Raw genomic sequence first — 17,966 nt, forward strand, 5'->3', positions numbered from 1 at the left:
GCAAGTAAGACTTCTCTCTGTGGTGATTTATTGTCCAAGCTGTTAGCCGAACCTGCCGCAATTCAAATTTGACAAAAAAAATGACGCAAACGGTTGCGTTTGGTGTTACATCACAAAAATAATTCCGATATAATGCGCCCGAAATACAAGGTGAAATCGGTATGAGTTCTTGGTTTTTTGTTCATAACTAACTGAATTTATTCCAATATTACCTTAATCAATCGTATAAGAGACCTAAGCACATGAGAATTTTGCGTGGCTCCCCAGCTCTTTCTGAGTTCCGAGTAAGTAAACTGTTGGAACTGTGTCGTGAACAAGCACTCCCGATTACGGGAATTTACGCAGAGTTTATGCACTTTGCTCATCTAACGGCTGATTTGGATCAAACAGAATCAGAGAAGTTAGAGAAACTTCTAACCTACGGCCCAACTATTGAAGAACACGAACCGCAAGGTTTGCTACTTCTAGTGACGCCTCGTCCAGGCACTATCTCGCCTTGGTCTTCAAAATCGACTGATATTGCTAACAACTGTGGCTTAACCAAAGTGAAGCGCCTCGAGCGCGGAACGGCTTATTACCTTGAATCTTCTTCTCCTTTAAGCGACGTGCAACTGTCAATTGTGAAGGGCTTACTTCACGATCGCATGATGGAAACGGTATTTACTGAATTCGATGCGGCTGCAGCACTGTTTACTCAGGCAGAGCCTGCACCTGTGACCCCAGTTGACGTGTTAAACGGGGGCCGTAGCGCGCTTGAAAAAGCAAACGTTTCCCTTGGCCTTGCACTGGCAGAAGATGAAATTGACTACTTGGTTGAGAACTTCACCAAGCTTGGTCGTAACCCAAATGACATCGAGCTAATGATGTTTGCCCAAGCAAACTCAGAGCACTGCCGTCATAAGATTTTTAATGCCGATTGGACCATTGATGGCGTCGCGCAAGAAAAATCATTGTTCAAAATGATCAAAAATACCTTTGAAACCACGCCAGATCACGTGTTATCGGCATATAAAGATAACGCTGCGGTGATGACAGGTTCAAAAGTGGGGCGTTTCTTCCCAAATCCACAGTCGCGTCAATACCAATATCATCAAGAAGACGCGCATATTTTGATGAAAGTGGAAACCCATAACCACCCAACTGCCATTTCTCCTTGGCCGGGCGCATCCACAGGTAGTGGCGGTGAAATTCGAGACGAAGGCGCAACTGGTATCGGCGGCAAACCGAAAGCAGGTTTGGTTGGCTTTACTGTGTCTAACTTGCGTATTCCAAACTTCGAGCAACCATGGGAAACCGATTTTGGCAAACCAGGTCGCATCGTTAACGCGCTGGATATTATGCTGGAAGGCCCACTTGGCGGCGCTGCCTTTAACAACGAGTTTGGTCGTCCAAACTTGCTTGGTTACTTCCGTACTTACGAAGAGAAAGTGAACTCTCACGCTGGCGAAGAAGTTCGCGGCTACCACAAGCCGATTATGATCGCTGGTGGTATGGGTAACATTCGTGACGAGCACGTACAGAAGAAAGAAATTCCGGTTGGCGCCAAACTGATTGTGTTAGGTGGCCCTGCGATGAATATCGGTCTTGGCGGCGGCGCGGCGTCTTCTATGGCGTCTGGTCAATCGGCTGAAGATCTTGATTTTGCTTCTGTGCAGCGTGAAAACCCAGAAATGGAGCGACGCTGTCAGGAAGTTATCGACCGCTGCTGGCAAATGGGTAACGATAACCCAATTGCGTTTATTCACGATGTCGGTGCGGGCGGTATTTCAAACGCATTGCCTGAGCTGGTGGATGATGGCGAACGTGGTGGACGTTTCCAACTGCGTGATGTACCAAACGATGAGCCAGGAATGAGCCCGCTTGAAATTTGGTGTAACGAATCGCAAGAGCGCTATGTGCTTGCTGTTGCGCCTGAGCAAATGGACGTGTTTGATGCTATCTGTCAGCGTGAACGTGCGCCGTATGCGGTCGTGGGTATCGCAACCGAAGAGCGTGACTTAGTGCTAGAAGACTCGCACTTTGATAACACACCAATTGATATGCCAATGGACATTCTGCTTGGCAAAACACCAAAAATGCATCGTGAAGCGACGTCTCTAAAAGTGAATAACCCAGCGATTAATCGTGACGGTATTGAGCTTAACGACGCGGTTGAGCGCGTATTGCGTCTGCCAACCGTGGCAGAAAAAACTTTCCTTATCACCATTGGTGACCGCTCGGTAACGGGTTTGGTTGCGCGTGACCAAATGGTTGGCCCTTGGCAGGTTCCTGTGGCCAACTGCGCAGTAACTGCGGCAAGTTATGACACTTACCACGGCGAAGCGATGTCGATGGGTGAACGTACGCCTGTGGCACTGCTTGATTTCGGCGCCTCTGCGCGTTTAGCGGTTGGTGAAGCGTTAACCAACATTGCAGCAACCAATATTGGTGATATCAAACGTATTAAACTGTCGGCAAACTGGATGTCTCCAGCCGGCCACCCAGGCGAAGATGCTGGTCTTTATGAAGCAGTAAAAGCGGTGGGTGAAGAGCTATGTCCAGCGCTTGGTTTGACCATCCCAGTAGGTAAAGACTCAATGTCGATGAAGACCAAATGGTCAGAGGATGGCGTTGAAAAAGAAGTGACTTCGCCACTGTCGCTGATCATCACTGCGTTTGCTCGTGTTGAAGATGTGCGTAAAACCATTACTCCGCAGCTGCTGACTGACAAAGGCGATACCAGCCTAGTGCTTATCGATTTAGGCAATGGTAAGAACCGTCTTGGCGCGACAGCGCTGGCGCAAGTCTACAAACAGCTTGGTGACAAACCGGCTGATGTTGATAACGCAGAGCAGCTAAAAGGCTTCTTTGATGCGGTTCAAGCGTTGGTGGCAAGCGATCAAGTGCTGGCATACCACGATAAAGGTGACGGCGGTCTATTGGTGACGCTCGCTGAAATGGCGTTTGCTGGTCACTGTGGTGTTAAGGCTAATATTGAAGCGCTTGGCGAAGATACCCTCGCGGCACTATTTAACGAAGAGCTTGGCGCTGTGATTCAAGTTCGCAACAGCGATTTAGATGCAGTGAATGCTACCTTGGCGCAATATGGTCTTGAGACATGTTCACACGTCATCGGTGAAGTTAACGACAGCGATACTTTTGTTATTACTGCTGCGAACGACGTTGTTATTGAACGTTCTCGCAGCGAGCTACGCACGATTTGGGCTGAAACCACGCATAAAATGCAGGCGCTGCGTGATAACCCAAGCTGTGCGGACCAAGAGTTTGCGGCTAAGCAAGACAATTCAGACCCAGGTTTGAACGTCAAACTCAGCTTTGATGTCAATGAAGATGTGGCAGCGCCGTATATTGCCAAAGGTGCGAAACCTAAGATGGCTGTGCTGCGTGAACAAGGCGTTAACTCGCACGTTGAAATGGCTGCTGCGTTTGACCGCGCTGGCTTCGAAGCCACGGATATTCACATGAGCGACATCCTAACCGGTAAAGCTGTACTTGATGAGTACCACGGCCTGGTTGCATGTGGCGGCTTCTCTTACGGTGACGTACTTGGCGCTGGTGAAGGTTGGGCGAAATCGATTCTGTTTAACGAACAAGCTCGCAGCCAGTTTGAAGGCTTCTTCAACCGTGACAATACATTCTCACTTGGTGTCTGTAACGGCTGTCAAATGCTGTCCAACTTGAAAGAACTGATTCCTGGTGCTGATTTATGGCCACGCTTTGTGCGCAACGAATCTGAGCGTTTTGAAGCGCGCTTTAGCTTAGTTGAAGTGCAAAAGTCGGATTCGGTATTTTTTGATGGCATGCAAGGTTCGCGTATGCCGATCGCGGTATCACATGGTGAAGGCCGCGTTGAAGTGCGCGATGCCGAGCATCTTGCCGCGCTTGAGCAATCGGGTACGGTGGCGATTCGCTACGTGGATAACTTGGGTAACCCAACTCAGCAATATCCAAACAACCCGAATGGTTCGCCAAATGCTATCACCGGTTTAACCACTCAAGATGGTCGCGTAACCATTATGATGCCACACCCTGAGCGTGTGTTCCGTACAGTGGCTAACTCTTGGCATCCAGAAGGATGGGGCGAAAACGGTGCTTGGATGCGTATGTTCCAAAACGCACGTAAGAACCTAGGTTAATCTTGATTAGCAGATAAACCTCTTTTCGTAGATAAATAAAAGCCGTGGCAGTTGCCACGGCTTTTGTGTTTTTAAGGTTTGATGCGCTTAGCGGAACTGTCCGGCTTCTGGGAGAAAGTCGTAACCGGCTTTATTGAGCTTGGTTTCCAATGATTCTTTGTCGATGTCAAAGTAGTTCACCAGTTTGTCCAAGTCACCTGAGAAGTTATCACGTAGCTTCATGTTCACTATGCTCATCAGCATATTTGGGTCCATTTTTTCAAAATTGGCCAGATTCATTACTTATCCTCAAAGTCAGAAATTAATAGATTGGCAGCAGCAAAAGCGGCCTTCTCGCGTGTCGGTTGAGGGAGTGAGGTGTCAGATGCGATGTCGTTAAGCGCGCGTAGCGCACAGCCAATCGCTTTAGGGACATAGCCTTGATCACCACTTCCAATCTGAGCGTACAACTCACGGACAAGGTCACAACAATCGTATACTTGCATGGATAATTCCTACTACTAAATGATAACTACTCTCAAATATACACATTGCTCTAGTTAAACACAAAGTGTGAGCTTGTTCTGTCTCAAATAAGCGAACTGCTTGGTGGAATTATCACCACCGTCACTATCAAAGTATGGGGGGTAGATTTTGATGTTCAAAGCAGCGAAAACTATGATTGCTTTAATATCGATAAGGTTTTTGAGGCAATAAAAAAGCGAGCAACAAGCTCGCTTTTCGAAACCATTTAACTGCGGCGATTATGCCGAATTTAACTCAGTGGTTAATCACCAGCGTGACCATGAATGCCCAGCAATTCGCCATCCAGAAACGCTTTACCTTCTTTCATTTCAAGACGCCCTTCAACGAACCATTTCACCACCAAAGGGTAGATCTTGTGTTCTTGGGTTTGAACTTTTGCTGTCAGTGTCTCGACGGTATCTTCATCAAAGATAGGCACTTTGGCTTGCAGAATCACCGGGCCGCCATCAAGCTGCTCAGTCACGAAATGTACGCTGGTGCCATGTTCTTCGTCACCCGCGTGAATCGCACGTTGGTAAGTGTTGAGACCTGGATATTTGGGCAGTAGCGACGGGTGAATGTTGATCATACGGCCCATGTAGTGGCGCACGAACTCATTACTCAAAATTCGCATATAACCGGCTAACACGATAAGGTCAGGTTTGAACTCATCGATTTGACGCATTAATTCGTGGTCAAATGCGTCGCGAGTATCGAACGATTTTGGATCAAGAGCCACGCCAGCCGCGCCAGCGTTTTTGGCTCTTTCTAATGCATAAGCTGTTGCCTTGTTTGAAAAAACAGCCGTTACCTTGCCATCGCTAATGTTGGTTTCACAGGCATCAATGATGGCTTGTAAGTTGGAACCATTTCCTGAAACTAAAACAACAATACTTTTCATGCTTAGTTGATCTCTACTTGTTCTTCTTCATCTTGTGCGGTTGCAATCTCACCGATAACCCAAGCGTTTTCACCTTCTTGCTTTAGCAGAGCAACGGCTGCGTCTGCTTGCGCTTTTGGCAATGCAACGATAAGGCCGACACCACAGTTGAAGGTACGGTACATCTCGTGTGTATCGACGTTACCTTTTTGTTGTAGCCAGTTGAAAATCGCTGGCCATTCCCAACTGCTACCATCGATAACCGCTTTGGTACCTTTTGGCAGTACGCGAGGAATGTTTTCCCAGAAACCGCCGCCAGTGATGTGTGAAATTGCGTGAATGTCGTGTTCTGCAATCATTTTAAGTGCAGATTTAATATAAATTTTTGTCGGTTCGAGTAGGTGTTCACCGATGCTGCGACCTTCAAGTTGCTCGTTTTTATCCGCGTTAGACACTTCTAGAATCTTACGAATCAAAGAGTAACCATTTGAGTGTGGGCCGCTTGAGCCAACGGCGATCAATGCGTCGCCGGCTTGAACTTTGCTGCCATCGATGATGTTTTCTTTTTCAACGACGCCAACACAGAAGCCGGCAACGTCGTAGTCTTCGCCTTCGTACATACCAGGCATTTCGGCAGTTTCACCGCCAATCAGTGCACAGCCAGATTGAATACAGCCTTCTGCGATACCTGAAACCACGTTGGCAGCCGTATCGACATCCAGTTTACCTGTTGCGTAGTAATCTAAGAAAAACAGTGGCTCTGCACCTTGAACGATCAAATCGTTGACACACATAGCGACAAGGTCGATACCAATGGTGTCGTGTTTTTTCATATCCAATGCAAGGCGAAGTTTGGTTCCTACGCCGTCTGTACCTGAAACCAGTACCGGGTGCTTATATTTGGTTGGGATTTCACATAGGGCGCCAAATCCGCCTAAACCACCCATGACCTCTGGGCGACGAGTGCGTTTTACAGCACCTTTAATTCGGTCGACTAACGCGTTACCTGCATCAATATCAACGCCGGCATCTTTGTAACTAAGTGAAGAGTTATTACCGCTCACAGGGAAGTCCTCGGTTATCTGTGGATATGAAAACGGCGCTATTCTAACAGTGTATAAAGTTAAAGAGCAAACGTTTGCGCGAGTTTTTTTATTCTCCTTTCGTCAAAAGGAAGTTTCGTACCCAGCGAGTGTCAGCAATCGTTAGTTTTTGGCGCTTTTAAGTACGCTTTGTAGTGAAAATTGAGCGAAGAATATGCGCTGATATCGAGCGTGGCAGCGGGTTTTTAGCGCACTAAAAAGGTAATTCGTCTCATCGCCGAGTGAGGCGGGGATAGTTCAAGATATTTGCAGCGATATCGTATATAATCAGCAGGTTTGATTAAATTTTGCCTATTGTCGGAGAACAAAATGAAAGTTGTTGAAGTAAAACACCCGCTAGTAAAACACAAATTGGGTCTTATGCGAGAGGGTGATATCAGCACTAAGCGTTTTCGTGAATTAGCCACTGAAGTTGGTAGCTTGCTCACTTACGAAGCGACTTCTGATTTTGAGACCGAAAAAGTCACGATTGATGGTTGGAATGGCCCGGTAGAGGTTGACCAACTTAAAGGTAAGAAAGTGACGGTTGTGCCGATTCTACGTGCCGGTCTTGGCATGATGGACGGTGTACTTGAGCACATGCCGAGTGCGCGTATCAGTGTGGTGGGTATTTACCGCGACGAAGAGACGCTTGAACCTGTACCGTACTTTAACAAGCTGACTTCTAACATCGAAGAGCGTATCGCGCTCGTGGTTGACCCTATGCTAGCCACTGGCGGTTCGATGATCGCAACCATTGATCTTCTTAAAGAACAAGGCTGTCAGCAGATCAAAGTGTTGGTTCTTGTTGCTGCACCAGAAGGGATTGAGGCGTTAGAAAAAGCCCACCCAGACGTTGAGCTTTACACCGCCGCAATCGATGAAAAGCTGAACGATAAAGGTTACATCGTCCCAGGTCTCGGTGACGCTGGTGATAAAATCTTCGGTACTAAATAATTCACCGATACCGAAGATGACAAAAGGGAGCTTAGGCTCCCTTTTTTGATCTGGACGATGGTTGACTTAACGATGTGTCAACGAGTTCAGGGTTATTTCTTCAAGCTCAACGTTCCGCCAACGCGCGGTTTGTTGGCTGGGCGCTGGGTATCGGCTGGACGCGAATTCGGTTTGCCACCGCGGCCTTTGGTGGCCGGTTTGGATTTATTGTTGCCACCACTATTGCGCTGCTCGCCGCGCGATTTTTTCGAGTTAGGCGCGTGGCGAAACTCTTCGGCATTGTTGCCTTTGTAGGTGCGTTTAGTGCTGTTACGTCTGGCGGTTGAGCTTTGATTTTCTTCGCGGCTGTCAAACAGTTTCGCATCGGTGGCTTTGCGAATTTTGCGCCCTTTCACATCGGTTTTAGACGCTTCTTCGGTGCCACTTGAGTCTTCACACATCGCCAAAATCTCAGCCACTTCGGCATCGGTGAGATAGCGCCATTCGCCGTTAGGAATGCCATCCAGGCTGATGTTCATAATGCGCACTCGACGCAGTTTATACACTTCGTAACCAAGCGCTTCACACATACGGCGAATCTGGCGATTTAACCCTTGGGTGAGCACAATTCGAAACGAGAATTTGGTCTCTTTTTTGACTTCACACGGCAGGGTTACGGTATCAAGAATGTGCACACCCGAGCTCATGCGTTGAATGAATTCATCGCTGATTGGTTTATCGACGCGAACCACATACTCTTTTTCGTGGTTGTTACCGGCGCGCAGAATTTTGTTGACGATGTCGCCATCATTGGTCAGAAAAATCAAACCATCTGACGGTTTATCTAGACGCCCAATAGGAAAAATGCGCTTTTTGTGGCCGATAAAATCGACGATATTACCCGGAATATCACGCTCGGTGGTGCAGGTGATGCCGGTGGGTTTATTCAGGGCGATATAGATAGGTTTTTCTTTGCTGGCAACGGGCTTGCCATCGACACACACATCATCTTCAGGCAACACCTTGGTGCCCATTTCTGGAATGCGACCATTGATGGTAACGCGACCTTGCTCGATCAGTTTGTCGGCTTCGCGACGCGAACAAAAGCCCGTTTCGCTAATGTATTTATTGAGACGTTTGGCTGATTCTTGTGACATAGCATGCTCTTTATTACGTTTCACAACGGCTGTTGACATAAAAAGCAGCCTACAGCTGCTTTTATCGGGGCGTGGATATTAGCACCAAACCCGTCACTAGCCCATGCGTTTTTGATGACGCTCGCGGTTTTCAAGTTTTTTATCGCTGCTTTTTCGAAGCAGCACATACACAGCGCCAGTGCCGCCGTGATGACGTTGGGTGCTGTGCGCGCATTGCACGTCTTTTATCTGTGCTAGCCATGCGGCGACATAGCTTTTCATTAATGCTGGCGGATTGGATTTCTCACCGCGGCCGTGAACAATAACCACGGTGCGAATGTCCATCTCAATGCACTGCTTGAGGAAACGCACCACCTCATCACGTGCTTGCTTGATGGTCTTGCGGTGCAAGTCGAGGCGCGCTTGAATCGGGTATTTGCCTAGGCGCAGTTTGCGGTACACGCCGTCTTGCACACCATCACGTTTAAATTCGATCACATCTTCAGGTTTGATCATCTCTGCGTGATCGGTCGAGAGATATTCTGGATTATCTTCGTTTAACCAAATCGCCGCTTCGCGTTTTGCGAGCTGGGCTTCCGTTACTGAATGAGACTTTTGGTGCTCGGCGGTGTCATGATGGAGCGGTTTTACATCCCCCATCATCTCTTGAAAGAGAGAAAAATCATCGTCTTGAGACATAACGGCTTCTCAACAAGTGGCAACAATATTGTGAGTATATCAGGGCTGAATCTGTGGTGAAGTGTTAAACCATAAAAAACCGGATTAGATAAGTCATCTAATCCGGTGCATAGCGAGAGTTCATTATTCGCTAATGAACGCTAAGCGATTTAGTGAGGAGATTTGCCGTTGATGATTTTGAACTTTGAAGAGAAACCCGTTGTACATTCTCGTCTTATTAGTGGTTGGTCATTGCATCAACCTTGCTCTACGCATTACCGAATAGGGCAATAAATAAGACGCTATCTCTGGTCCAAAATCATCGAAGACAAGGCTAAAATACGACTTGGTTAAAAAATGAACTCTGATCTGGATCAAGGCTACGCAATTGCATGCGTTTGGTGCTGCAAGCCTGTGTTTACAGTCACACTTTGGGAAAAGTGCTGGAGTTTTGAGCGAATGAAATGAAAAAATAAAAAACTTCAGTAAATGGCTTGCGTTCATAGTGAGAATCAGTATTATACGCCTCCGTTGGCAGCGAATGTTGCAACGATTTCGGTGAATAGCGCAGCTTGGTAGCGCATCTGGTTTGGGACCAGAGGGTCGGGGGTTCGAATCCCTCTTCACCGACCACTTTTAAAAAAGCCGCAGCAATACTGCGGCTTTTTTACGTTTACCCGTCGAAAATCTGTATTCGGGATATAGCGGGTCGAGGGCTGGAACGCCAGTCCGATCGAATCCCTCTTCACCGACCACATTTAAAAAAGCCGCAGTAGCAATACTGCGGCTTTTTACGTTTACTCGTCGAGAAATTTGTATTCGGGATATAGCGGGTCGAGGGCTAGTTCGCCAGTTGCGCCTGAAACAGTTGGCCAGAGTCGATGCTCTTTTCTATTTTTCTGCGTTCACAAATAAAAAAGCCTCGAGATTGTCGAGGCTTTATTGGCTATGAGCTGTGCTAAATAAGGTTATTCAAACTGGCAGTTGGCTTGGCCGTCTTCGCTGAGTTTGGTGATAACAAAGCCTTGTTGGCGTAGTAGGCTAAGCAGGTTATCTTGACCAACCAAATGCAACATACCCACCACAACTAAATAGTTACCTTTACTTTGCGTAACGAATTTGTTGGCCAACTTATTGGCCCAATCGTGATTGCGCTGGGTAATAAACTGTTGTTCGTAATCAGGCGACATTTCAGACAATTCGGCAAACTTCTCTAAGCTTTTAATATCGCCGGTTTTCCAACTGGTGAGCAGGCATTTGATCGCTTTCTCTGCACCGTCAAATTCATCAATAAAACTGGTCAGCATCTCTTTGCCCGCATCTTGCTGGCTGGTTAACAAATTGACTTGAAACTGCAAGGTTTCAAGGCTGAGTACCGGAATGCCTTTGGTGGTCGCGCGATATACCAAACGCAAGTCGACGCCGTCATCGCTGCGATAGCCCAAGTATTCGAGCTGCTTCATCTGCAGGCTCAATGCTGCCGCCCAAGGTGGAGCATCAAGTAGCGTTTTTGCATCGAGTTCAAACAGCTTGGCAATACCGCTTAGTTCGGTAATTTGCTGTTCGCTAAGGACTTGTCTGGCAGAGACGTCAGAAGTGGGATAGTTCACTCCAGAAGACTTGCGTACATCGGTTTCGATGATCAGGCCATCACTGTGAGTAAGGAATTGATTAATCGGATCGGGAAGTGGGTAAAGGCTATCGTCTCCGACATGGACTGAGCCCAGTAGCATCAGCTTTAATTCACCTTTTTGAGCCATCCAGTACATGGGTTGCGCTTTGAGAGCGGCGGAAAACAAACAGAGGATGAGTGCGACAACACGTATCATGGATTAGTCCCTTTGGTTGGGGATTGCATGCGCAGAATATAAAAATCAACAGCAGCAAAATAACAATAGCAAATAAATCACGCCAGCTAGTTTATACCATGAATGGAAGGTTATGATAGAGATGTGCTAACCAAAGCCCCTGAAAAAGTGGGTAATTAGGTGACTTTGATTAGCAAGTGTGCAATTAAACTTTTGAATTACATTGCCGAATAGTGCTTAAACACTTGATGATGACCGTTTTCATCAAACATCATCACGGAATAGGCTTGGCGGTTATCACCATAATCCATTCCTGGAGAACCCATCGGCATCCCCGGCACGGCTAAGCCTTTTGCGCCTTTAGGTGGTGACGCCAAAAAGGTTTTGATGTCTTGTGCTGGAACATGGCCTTCAAACACATAACCGTTAATTTCAGCGCTGTGGCAAGACACCAAATCACTCGGCACGCCAAGTTTGGCCTTGATCGGTGCCATGTCTTGATGAGGTACTTCTTTGACCGTAAAGCCGGATTGCTGCATATGTTTGGCCCACTCACTGCAACAGCCGCAGTAAGGGGATTTATGATTAATGACCTCCTCGGCCAAAGCACTTGCAGATGCAAATGCCAGCAGAGATAAGGAAATAGCAAATCGTTTCATGATGCCCTCGATGGTGTATTTAATGATGTTTTAGCTGTGGCTCAAACAGTCTTAAGCGATTCGCGTTACTGACCACAGTAATGGATGACAGCGCCATTGCTGCGCCTGCAACCACGGGGCTGAGCAAAAAGCCAAACGCCGGGTAGAGCACGCCAGCGGCAATCGGAATACCCAGTGAGTTGTAAATAAACGCGCCGAGTAAGTTTTGGCGCATATTTTTTACCGTCGCTTGCGAGAGCTGAATTGCTTTGACCACCGCGAGTGGTGAGGTGTTGAGTAACGTCATTTGCGCACTGTCGATCGCCACATCGCTGCCACTGCCCATTGCGATACCAATGTCCGCCAGCGCCAGCGCGGGTGCGTCGTTGACACCGTCACCGACCATCGCGACTTTGGCGCCTTGTTTTTGCAGTGCTTCAATATGCTGAGCTTTTTCATCGGGCAATACTTGTGAAATGACCTGAGAAATGCCGAGCTGTTTGGCAAGGGTTTGCGCCACGGCATCGTTGTCGCCAGTGAGCATCACCGAGCGCACCTTCATCGCGTTAAGCGCTTGAATGGCTTGCTTGGCTTCGGCTTTTAAGCCGTCGGCGATGGCGATGATCCCCATCAGTTGTTGGTCTTGGACCACGCCAATCGGCGTCCACGCTTGTGAGCTCGCGGTTTGTAGTGCTTCTCTGGCGACGCTGAGATCAATATTGTCTTGCTCAAGTGCGGGAATCGACGCCACGCGCAGCGCTGAGCCTTGATAGTTGGCGCTTACGCCTTGGCCACGTTGATTGTTAAAGTCACTGACATTTAACGGCGCGATCTTGTTCTGCGCAGAGTATTGGGTGATGGCTTTAGCCAGTGGGTGTTCCGAATGTTGCTCAACACCTGCAGCCATGCTCAGCAAATGCGCCTCGTCATCGGTAAAGCTAAATACTTGCCTAACCGTCGGTTTGCCTTCGGTCAGCGTACCGGTTTTATCAAACACCACCGTATCGATTTTGCTGGCCGATTGCAGTACGTCTGCATCTTTAATCAAAATGCCCATCTCTGCCGCTTTGCCAACGCCAACCGTTACCGAAAGTGGTGTTGCTAATCCCAGAGCGCAAGGGCAGGCGATGATCAGCACCGTGGTTGCAATCACTAACATATAGCTGGCTTTGGGCTCAGGGCCGAGCCAGCCCCAAATCAGCGCCGAGAAAATGGCGATGGCAACCACCACAGGTACGAATACAGAGGAGATTTGGTCAGCCAATTTAGCAATGGCAGGTTTACTGCTTTGCGCTTGGCGCACCAACTGAATGATGCGCGCCAACATGGTATCGCTGCCAATGCCAGTGGCTTCGATAACTAAGCTGCCGTCTTGGTTGAGCGTGCCGGTGGCAACGCTGTCATTGAGCGATTTATTCACCGCAATCGGCTCGCCAGTGAGCATCGACTCGTCGACATAAGATTCGCCTTGTAGCACTTTGCCATCGACAGGTACTTTCTGCCCTGGTTTGATGCGCAGTTTCATGCCCAGTTCAATATCGGCAACATCGATGGTTTGATCGCCGCTTGCGGTCACCAAAGTGGCTTGCTGAGGCTGTAAGTTGATCAGTGATTGCAGCGAGCGAGTGGTGTTCGCCTTCGCCTTGGCTTCAATATAGTGGCCCAGTGATATCAGGCCGATAATCATCGCACTGGCTTCGAAATACACATGGCGGGAAGCGGCAGGGAACCAACTTGGCGTAATCACCACCGCCATCGAATACAGCCAAGCTGCGCCAGTACCGAGCGCCACCAAAGTATCCATGGTGGCGCGTTTATGCTTCAGTGCTTGCCAGGCATTGGCGAAAAAGCTGCGTCCTGCGCTAGCCAGCAGCGCCAAACATACCATGCCTACCAGCCCCCAGATCATCTGTTGTTGGCCGCTTTGAATCATCATATTGCCGCCCAATACGCCCCACAACATCAGGGGAATACCGATGACAAGGCCTGCAATCGCACCGCGGCGATACTCTTTTTTAAGTGCTTGCTGCTGCTCAAGTTGCTGCTGTTGCTGAGTGGCGGGGTCGTGAACCACTTTGGCTTGATAACCCGCGTTCTCAACCGCCGAAGTTAACGCTTGCTCAAGCTCTTCGATGGCAACGCGAGTTTTAATCAGTGCAGATTGTTCGGCCAAATTGACTTGGACTTTTTCGACGTTATTCACCGATGCCAGCGCTTTCTCTACTGAAGAAACGCAACTGGCGCAAGTCATGCCTTTAATCAGCAGATGGCCGGTTTGTAAGTCAGCACTTACTTGAGATAGCTCGTCGTTGGAGCCAATCAGTTGCGGGCGCGTTTGTTCGCTCTGGTGTTCTGCGCTTTGCTGCTGCGTGGATTCAACGGAAGGGTTATCAGCGACCATCGGTTGACTAACCGAATTGCTGCTTACGGCGCTAAACCCGGCGCTTTCAACCAGAGCAATCACTTGCGGCTCAGAAAGTGCGGTATCGATAGTCAGCTCGCTGGTGGAGACTTGGTATTCACCGATATCGCTTTGCTCATCCAACTTAGCTTTGAGTTTATTGACACAATTGCCGCAGTGCAGGCCGCTCAGAGCGAACTGATAGTGTTCGGTTTTTGGAGTATCGTTGAGCGAATCTTTACTTATGGCGCTAAACCCGGCGCTTTCAACCAACTCAATCACTTGCGGCTCAGAAAGTAGGGTATCGATACTCAGCTCGCTGGTGGAGACTTGGTATTCACCGATATCGTCTTGCTCATCCAACTTAGTTTTGAGTTTATTGACACAATTGCCGCAGTGCAGGCCGCTGAGTGACAACTCGTAGTGATGCCCGGCGTGGTAACCGACTTGCTCAATGCTTTGCGCCAGTTGGCGGAAACTCACATCGCTGTCTAGGGTTACCGCCTCGGGCGTTAACTGATGAATCTCGACCTGGTGATCGGCGTTAAGGGCTTTCTCTACTTTACGTGCACAGCCCATGCAATGTAGCCCGCGCAGTGGAATATTCATCGCTGCCATATTGATGACCTCCATGAAAACTTGAATTACTGCAGAGCTTAAACCTTACCGCAAGGTCAAGGTCAAGGGTGGCTGCTCTTCAAAACTTAGACACAGCCAAATCAAGCCAACAATCTAAACTGGTACCATAGAAAGATGTTTTGTGGCGTTGGAGTTGCGTGCTGTGAGTGATAGAATACTGCCCAAAATTTAGCGCTCGCTTATTGCTTTAATAAGCGGCAGTGTCAAACAAAGGTAATATCATAATGACGGTTAAAACTCGTTTTGCTCCAAGTCCAACTGGCTACCTTCACGTTGGTGGTGCGCGTACTGCGCTTTACTCTTGGTTATTTGCAAAGAACCAAGGCGGTGAATTTGTACTTCGTATTGAAGACACAGATTTAGAGCGTTCAACTCAAGCGGCGGTTGATGCCATTCTTGAGGGTATGACTTGGATGGGTTTGGATTGGGATGAAGGTCCATACTACCAAACCAAACGTTTTGATCGTTATAACGAGATGGTTGATAAGCTGCTGGCTGAAGACAAAGCTTACAAATGTTACGCATCAAAAGAGTTGTTGGATGAAATTCGCGCTGAGCAAGAAGCGAATAAAGAGATGCCACGCTACGATGCTAACCATCCAAAAATTAAAGCAGTCAATGACGCAGCGAAAGATGGCGACCCATGTGTAGTTCGTTTCCGCAATCCAAAACAAGGCAGTGTGGTTTTTGATGACCAAATTCGTGGTCGTATCGAAATCAGTAACTCGCAAATGGATGATTTGATCATTCGCCGTACCGACGGTTCGCCAACCTACAACTTCTGTGTTGTGGTTGATGACTGGGATATGGGCATCACTCACGTGGTTCGTGGTGAAGACCACATCAACAACACGCCGCGTCAAATCAACATCTATGAAGCACTGGGCGCTCCGGTTCCTGTGTTTGCACACTGTGCAATGATTCTTGGTGATGATGGTGCCAAGCTGTCAAAACGCCACGGCGCTGTGTCTGTGATGCAATACCGCGACGAAGGTTACTTGCCAAATGCACTGAATAACTACTTAGTGCGCCTAGGTTGGTCTCATGGTGACCAAGAAGTGTTCTCGCGCGAAGAGATGATTGAGCACTTTAGCTTGTCGGCGATTTCAAAATCGGCATCTGCGTTTAACACCGATAAACTCAACTGGCTAAACAACCACTACATCAAGACTTCTGATCCTGAGTACGTGGCAAAACATCTTGAGTGGCATTTAGATAACCAAAAACTCAGCACTGAAAATGGCCCAGCGATCACTGAGGTGATTAAACTGGTCGGTGAGCGTTGCAATACGCTAGTGGAGTTGGTGGAGCAAATTCGTTACTTCTACGAAGATTTCGCTGAGTTTGAAGCGGGCGCGGCGAAGAAACATCTGCGCGGCGTGGCGAAAGAGCCTCTTGAATTAGCACTGAGCAAAATTGAAGCTGTGAGCGATTGGAGCACAGAAGGTTTGCATACTGTGATTGCACAAGTGTGTGAAGAGCTGGAAATCGGCATGGGTAAAATCGGTATGCCACTGCGCGTCGCTGTGACGGGTGGCGGTCAATCACCGTCTGTTGATGCTGTTATGCAACTAGTTGGCAAAGATCGCGTTATCTCACGTATTAAGATGGCGCTGGATTTCATCGCTGAGCGTGAAGCAAACGCACAGTAAAAATTTGCTTTTCTCGAACAAAACCGCGGCTTCAAGTCGCGGTTTTTTTATGTTCTGCCGCTGCCTTTTTGGAAATTTATCGGTTAAATCCTACGTCATTCGGTCTTATTTTTTGGAATTACCGTACGCCGACAATGGTTTGACGGTGAAGTTCAATTTGATGATTTTTTTCTGCAACCCTTTTCACATAAGGCTTGAGCGCTAATTTTGAGCTTCGTCACTAAATTGTCATGACATTTTATTGACATTTCTCGTCTTCAAAGTCGCCAAAAATTGATTATAGTTTTCCCCGTCAGCCGCTGAGTGCAGTGGCTAGGTCGGAAAAGAAAATCAAACGGAAGTGAAACAATTAGGTGTTCGGTAACCATGCTCGTTGGCTTAATCATAAACGAGGTCGGAATGAACTCCTGTGCTAACCAACCCAACGATTTTGACTGCGCGAGCAGTTAGCGGATTTCAGAGGAATCAAAATGAAAAAATTAGCAGCGGTAATCTCAGCGTCACTTCTAATGGCAGCATCAACTTCAGCAATGGCAGAAGTTTACGTAGGTGCTAAAGCAGGTAAATCTTGGTTAGATGACGCATGTACAAGTGCAACAGTTAACTGTGATAAAGATGATTCAACAGTTGGCGCGTTCATCGGTTACGAAATGTGGGATTTCCTATCAATCGAAGCGGGTTACGATTACCTAGGTAAATTTGACGGCCAAGGTCTAAACAACGACAAAGTAGAAGCTTACACTTTGGCACCAAAAGTAAACCTACCAATTACTGAAGATATCTCTCTTTACGGTAAATTCGGTGGCGCATTCGTAAACTACGGTGACGAAGATGACTACTCATACCTAGGTGCTGCTGGTATCGAATTTGATTCTCACGAGCACGTAGCTGTTCGCGTAGAATACCAAGCAATCACTGACATCAACAACGACCAAGTTCGTGCAATGGGCAACTCTGCAACTATCGGTGTTGTTTACAAATTTGGCGAAACTGCTGAACCAGCACCAGTTGTTGTTGAAGAAGAGCCAGTGGTTGTTGAAGAGCCAGCTGAACCAGAAGTTATCACTAAGACTTTCGAAACCCAACGTCTTGGCACTGGTAGCTTCGAGCTAAACAGCGCAGAACTAAAAGCTGACAGCCTAGAGCAACTAGACGAGCTAGTTGACTTCTTGAACACTTACCCACAAGCAAATGTTCAAGTTATCGGTTACACAGATGCATCTGGTACTGAAGCTTACAACCAAGTGATGTCTGAAAAACGTGCAGACGCAGTTGCTAACGCTCTAGTTGCAAAAGGTATCGATGCTTCACGTATCACTACTGCTGGCGAAGGTGAGAAAAACCCAATCGCTTCAAACGCAACTCACGAAGGTCGTGTTGAAAACCGTCGTGTAGAAATCATCGTTCCTGAATTTGATTACCAAGTTCAACAATAATCGAACGCTTGATTAAATAAAAAAATAAAAACAACATCAG

General features: G+C 47.7%; 13 protein-coding genes and 1 tRNA gene. 5 read left to right on the forward strand and 9 right to left on the reverse strand.

Annotated elements, in window-relative coordinates:
- The first annotated feature begins 242 nt into the window (after positions 1 to 242).
- Entirely contained in the window at positions 243 to 4,136 is a 3,894-nt protein-coding gene (gene purL, locus BLS03_RS01295) for a phosphoribosylformylglycinamidine synthase (protein WP_093268576.1), read from the forward strand.
- 87 nt (positions 4,137 to 4,223) lie between these two features.
- On the opposite strand, the gene BLS03_RS01300 is transcribed toward purL, so the two are convergent.
- The 4 genes from BLS03_RS01300 to purM all read right to left on the reverse strand — a co-directional run bounded on the left by BLS03_RS01300 (position 4,224) and on the right by purM (position 6,584).
- Positions 4,224 to 4,415, reverse strand: coding sequence for a DUF4250 domain-containing protein (locus BLS03_RS01300; protein ID WP_093268580.1), 192 nt, complete (start codon positions 4,413 to 4,415; stop codon positions 4,224 to 4,226).
- Positions 4,415 to 4,621 carry a YaeP family protein gene (locus tag BLS03_RS01305; protein ID WP_093268583.1) on the reverse strand — a complete coding sequence of 69 codons (207 nt, stop codon included), beginning with the start codon at positions 4,619 to 4,621 and terminating at the stop codon, positions 4,415 to 4,417. Before BLS03_RS01305 ends, BLS03_RS01300 begins: the two co-directional genes overlap by 1 nt.
- Positions 4,622 to 4,902: 281 nt before the next feature.
- Positions 4,903 to 5,541 (reverse strand): phosphoribosylglycinamide formyltransferase, encoded by a 639-nt coding sequence (gene purN / locus BLS03_RS01310; RefSeq protein WP_093268586.1) that lies wholly within the window; start codon positions 5,539 to 5,541, stop codon positions 4,903 to 4,905.
- A gap of 2 nt (positions 5,542 to 5,543) precedes the next feature.
- Positions 5,544 to 6,584 carry a phosphoribosylformylglycinamidine cyclo-ligase gene (gene purM / locus BLS03_RS01315; protein WP_093268588.1) on the reverse strand — a complete coding sequence of 347 codons (1,041 nt, stop codon included), beginning with the start codon at positions 6,582 to 6,584 and terminating at the stop codon, positions 5,544 to 5,546.
- A 348-nt stretch (positions 6,585 to 6,932) separates the two neighbouring features.
- Between purM and upp the strand changes: the two genes are divergently transcribed.
- Positions 6,933 to 7,559: a uracil phosphoribosyltransferase gene (upp, locus tag BLS03_RS01320; RefSeq protein WP_093268591.1), complete on the forward strand. Its 627-nt coding sequence runs from the start codon at positions 6,933 to 6,935 to the stop codon at positions 7,557 to 7,559.
- Positions 7,560 to 7,651: 92 nt separating this feature from the next.
- Here the strand turns inward: upp and rluF are convergent, their stop codons facing one another.
- Positions 7,652 to 8,695 (reverse strand): 23S rRNA pseudouridine(2604) synthase RluF, encoded by a 1,044-nt coding sequence (gene rluF, locus BLS03_RS01325; protein ID WP_093268784.1) that lies wholly within the window; start codon positions 8,693 to 8,695, stop codon positions 7,652 to 7,654.
- Positions 8,696 to 8,791: 96 nt separating this feature from the next.
- Positions 8,792 to 9,373: a DNA endonuclease SmrA gene (smrA, locus tag BLS03_RS01330; RefSeq protein ID WP_093268594.1), complete on the reverse strand. Its 582-nt coding sequence runs from the start codon at positions 9,371 to 9,373 to the stop codon at positions 8,792 to 8,794.
- A gap of 535 nt (positions 9,374 to 9,908) precedes the next feature.
- On the opposite strand from smrA, the gene BLS03_RS01335 reads away from it, so the two are divergent.
- A tRNA-Pro gene (locus BLS03_RS01335) sits at positions 9,909 to 9,985 on the forward strand.
- A gap of 335 nt (positions 9,986 to 10,320) precedes the next feature.
- Here BLS03_RS01335 and BLS03_RS01340 read toward each other — a convergent pair.
- From BLS03_RS01340 to BLS03_RS01350, 3 genes are all read right to left on the reverse strand, one after another.
- The gene (locus BLS03_RS01340; protein ID WP_093268597.1) at positions 10,321 to 11,181 is read right to left on the reverse strand and encodes a TraB/GumN family protein; all 861 of its coding nucleotides are present in this window, start codon (positions 11,179 to 11,181) and stop codon (positions 10,321 to 10,323) included.
- A 197-nt stretch (positions 11,182 to 11,378) separates the two neighbouring features.
- Positions 11,379 to 11,819: a DUF411 domain-containing protein gene (locus BLS03_RS01345; protein WP_093268599.1), complete on the reverse strand. Its 441-nt coding sequence runs from the start codon at positions 11,817 to 11,819 to the stop codon at positions 11,379 to 11,381.
- A 19-nt stretch (positions 11,820 to 11,838) separates the two neighbouring features.
- The gene (locus tag BLS03_RS01350) at positions 11,839 to 14,817 is read right to left on the reverse strand and encodes a heavy metal translocating P-type ATPase (protein WP_245696519.1); all 2,979 of its coding nucleotides are present in this window, start codon (positions 14,815 to 14,817) and stop codon (positions 11,839 to 11,841) included.
- 245 nt (positions 14,818 to 15,062) lie between these two features.
- Here BLS03_RS01350 and gltX point away from each other — a divergent pair, with 245 nt between their 5' ends.
- Positions 15,063 to 16,490 (forward strand): glutamate--tRNA ligase, encoded by a 1,428-nt coding sequence (gene gltX, locus BLS03_RS01355; protein ID WP_093268602.1) that lies wholly within the window; start codon positions 15,063 to 15,065, stop codon positions 16,488 to 16,490.
- A gap of 470 nt (positions 16,491 to 16,960) precedes the next feature.
- Positions 16,961 to 17,926 (forward strand): OmpA family protein, encoded by a 966-nt coding sequence (locus BLS03_RS01360; RefSeq protein WP_093268604.1) that lies wholly within the window; start codon positions 16,961 to 16,963, stop codon positions 17,924 to 17,926.
- Positions 17,927 to 17,966: the final 40 nt, after the last annotated feature.

This window comes from Vibrio xiamenensis (assembly GCF_900100015.1).
Lineage (GTDB): Bacteria > Pseudomonadota > Gammaproteobacteria > Enterobacterales > Vibrionaceae > Vibrio > Vibrio xiamenensis.

Coding starts and splice junctions, on each gene's coding strand:
- purL (WP_093268576.1), top strand. CDS start 243: ATGAGAATTTTGCGTGGCTCCCCAGCTCTTTCTGAGTTCCGAGTAAGT.
- BLS03_RS01300 (WP_093268580.1), bottom strand. CDS start 4,415: ATGAATCTGGCCAATTTTGAAAAAATGGACCCAAATATGCTGATGAGC.
- BLS03_RS01305 (WP_093268583.1), bottom strand. CDS start 4,621: ATGCAAGTATACGATTGTTGTGACCTTGTCCGTGAGTTGTACGCTCAG.
- purN (WP_093268586.1), bottom strand. CDS start 5,541: ATGAAAAGTATTGTTGTTTTAGTTTCAGGAAATGGTTCCAACTTACAA.
- upp (WP_093268591.1), top strand. CDS start 6,933: ATGAAAGTTGTTGAAGTAAAACACCCGCTAGTAAAACACAAATTGGGT.
- rluF (WP_093268784.1), bottom strand. CDS start 8,695: ATGTCACAAGAATCAGCCAAACGTCTCAATAAATACATTAGCGAAACG.
- smrA (WP_093268594.1), bottom strand. CDS start 9,373: ATGTCTCAAGACGATGATTTTTCTCTCTTTCAAGAGATGATGGGGGAT.
- BLS03_RS01340 (WP_093268597.1), bottom strand. CDS start 11,181: ATGATACGTGTTGTCGCACTCATCCTCTGTTTGTTTTCCGCCGCTCTC.
- BLS03_RS01345 (WP_093268599.1), bottom strand. CDS start 11,819: ATGAAACGATTTGCTATTTCCTTATCTCTGCTGGCATTTGCATCTGCA.
- BLS03_RS01350 (WP_245696519.1), bottom strand. CDS start 14,817: ATGGCAGCGATGAATATTCCACTGCGCGGGCTACATTGCATGGGCTGT.
- gltX (WP_093268602.1), top strand. CDS start 15,063: ATGACGGTTAAAACTCGTTTTGCTCCAAGTCCAACTGGCTACCTTCAC.
- BLS03_RS01360 (WP_093268604.1), top strand. CDS start 16,961: ATGAAAAAATTAGCAGCGGTAATCTCAGCGTCACTTCTAATGGCAGCA.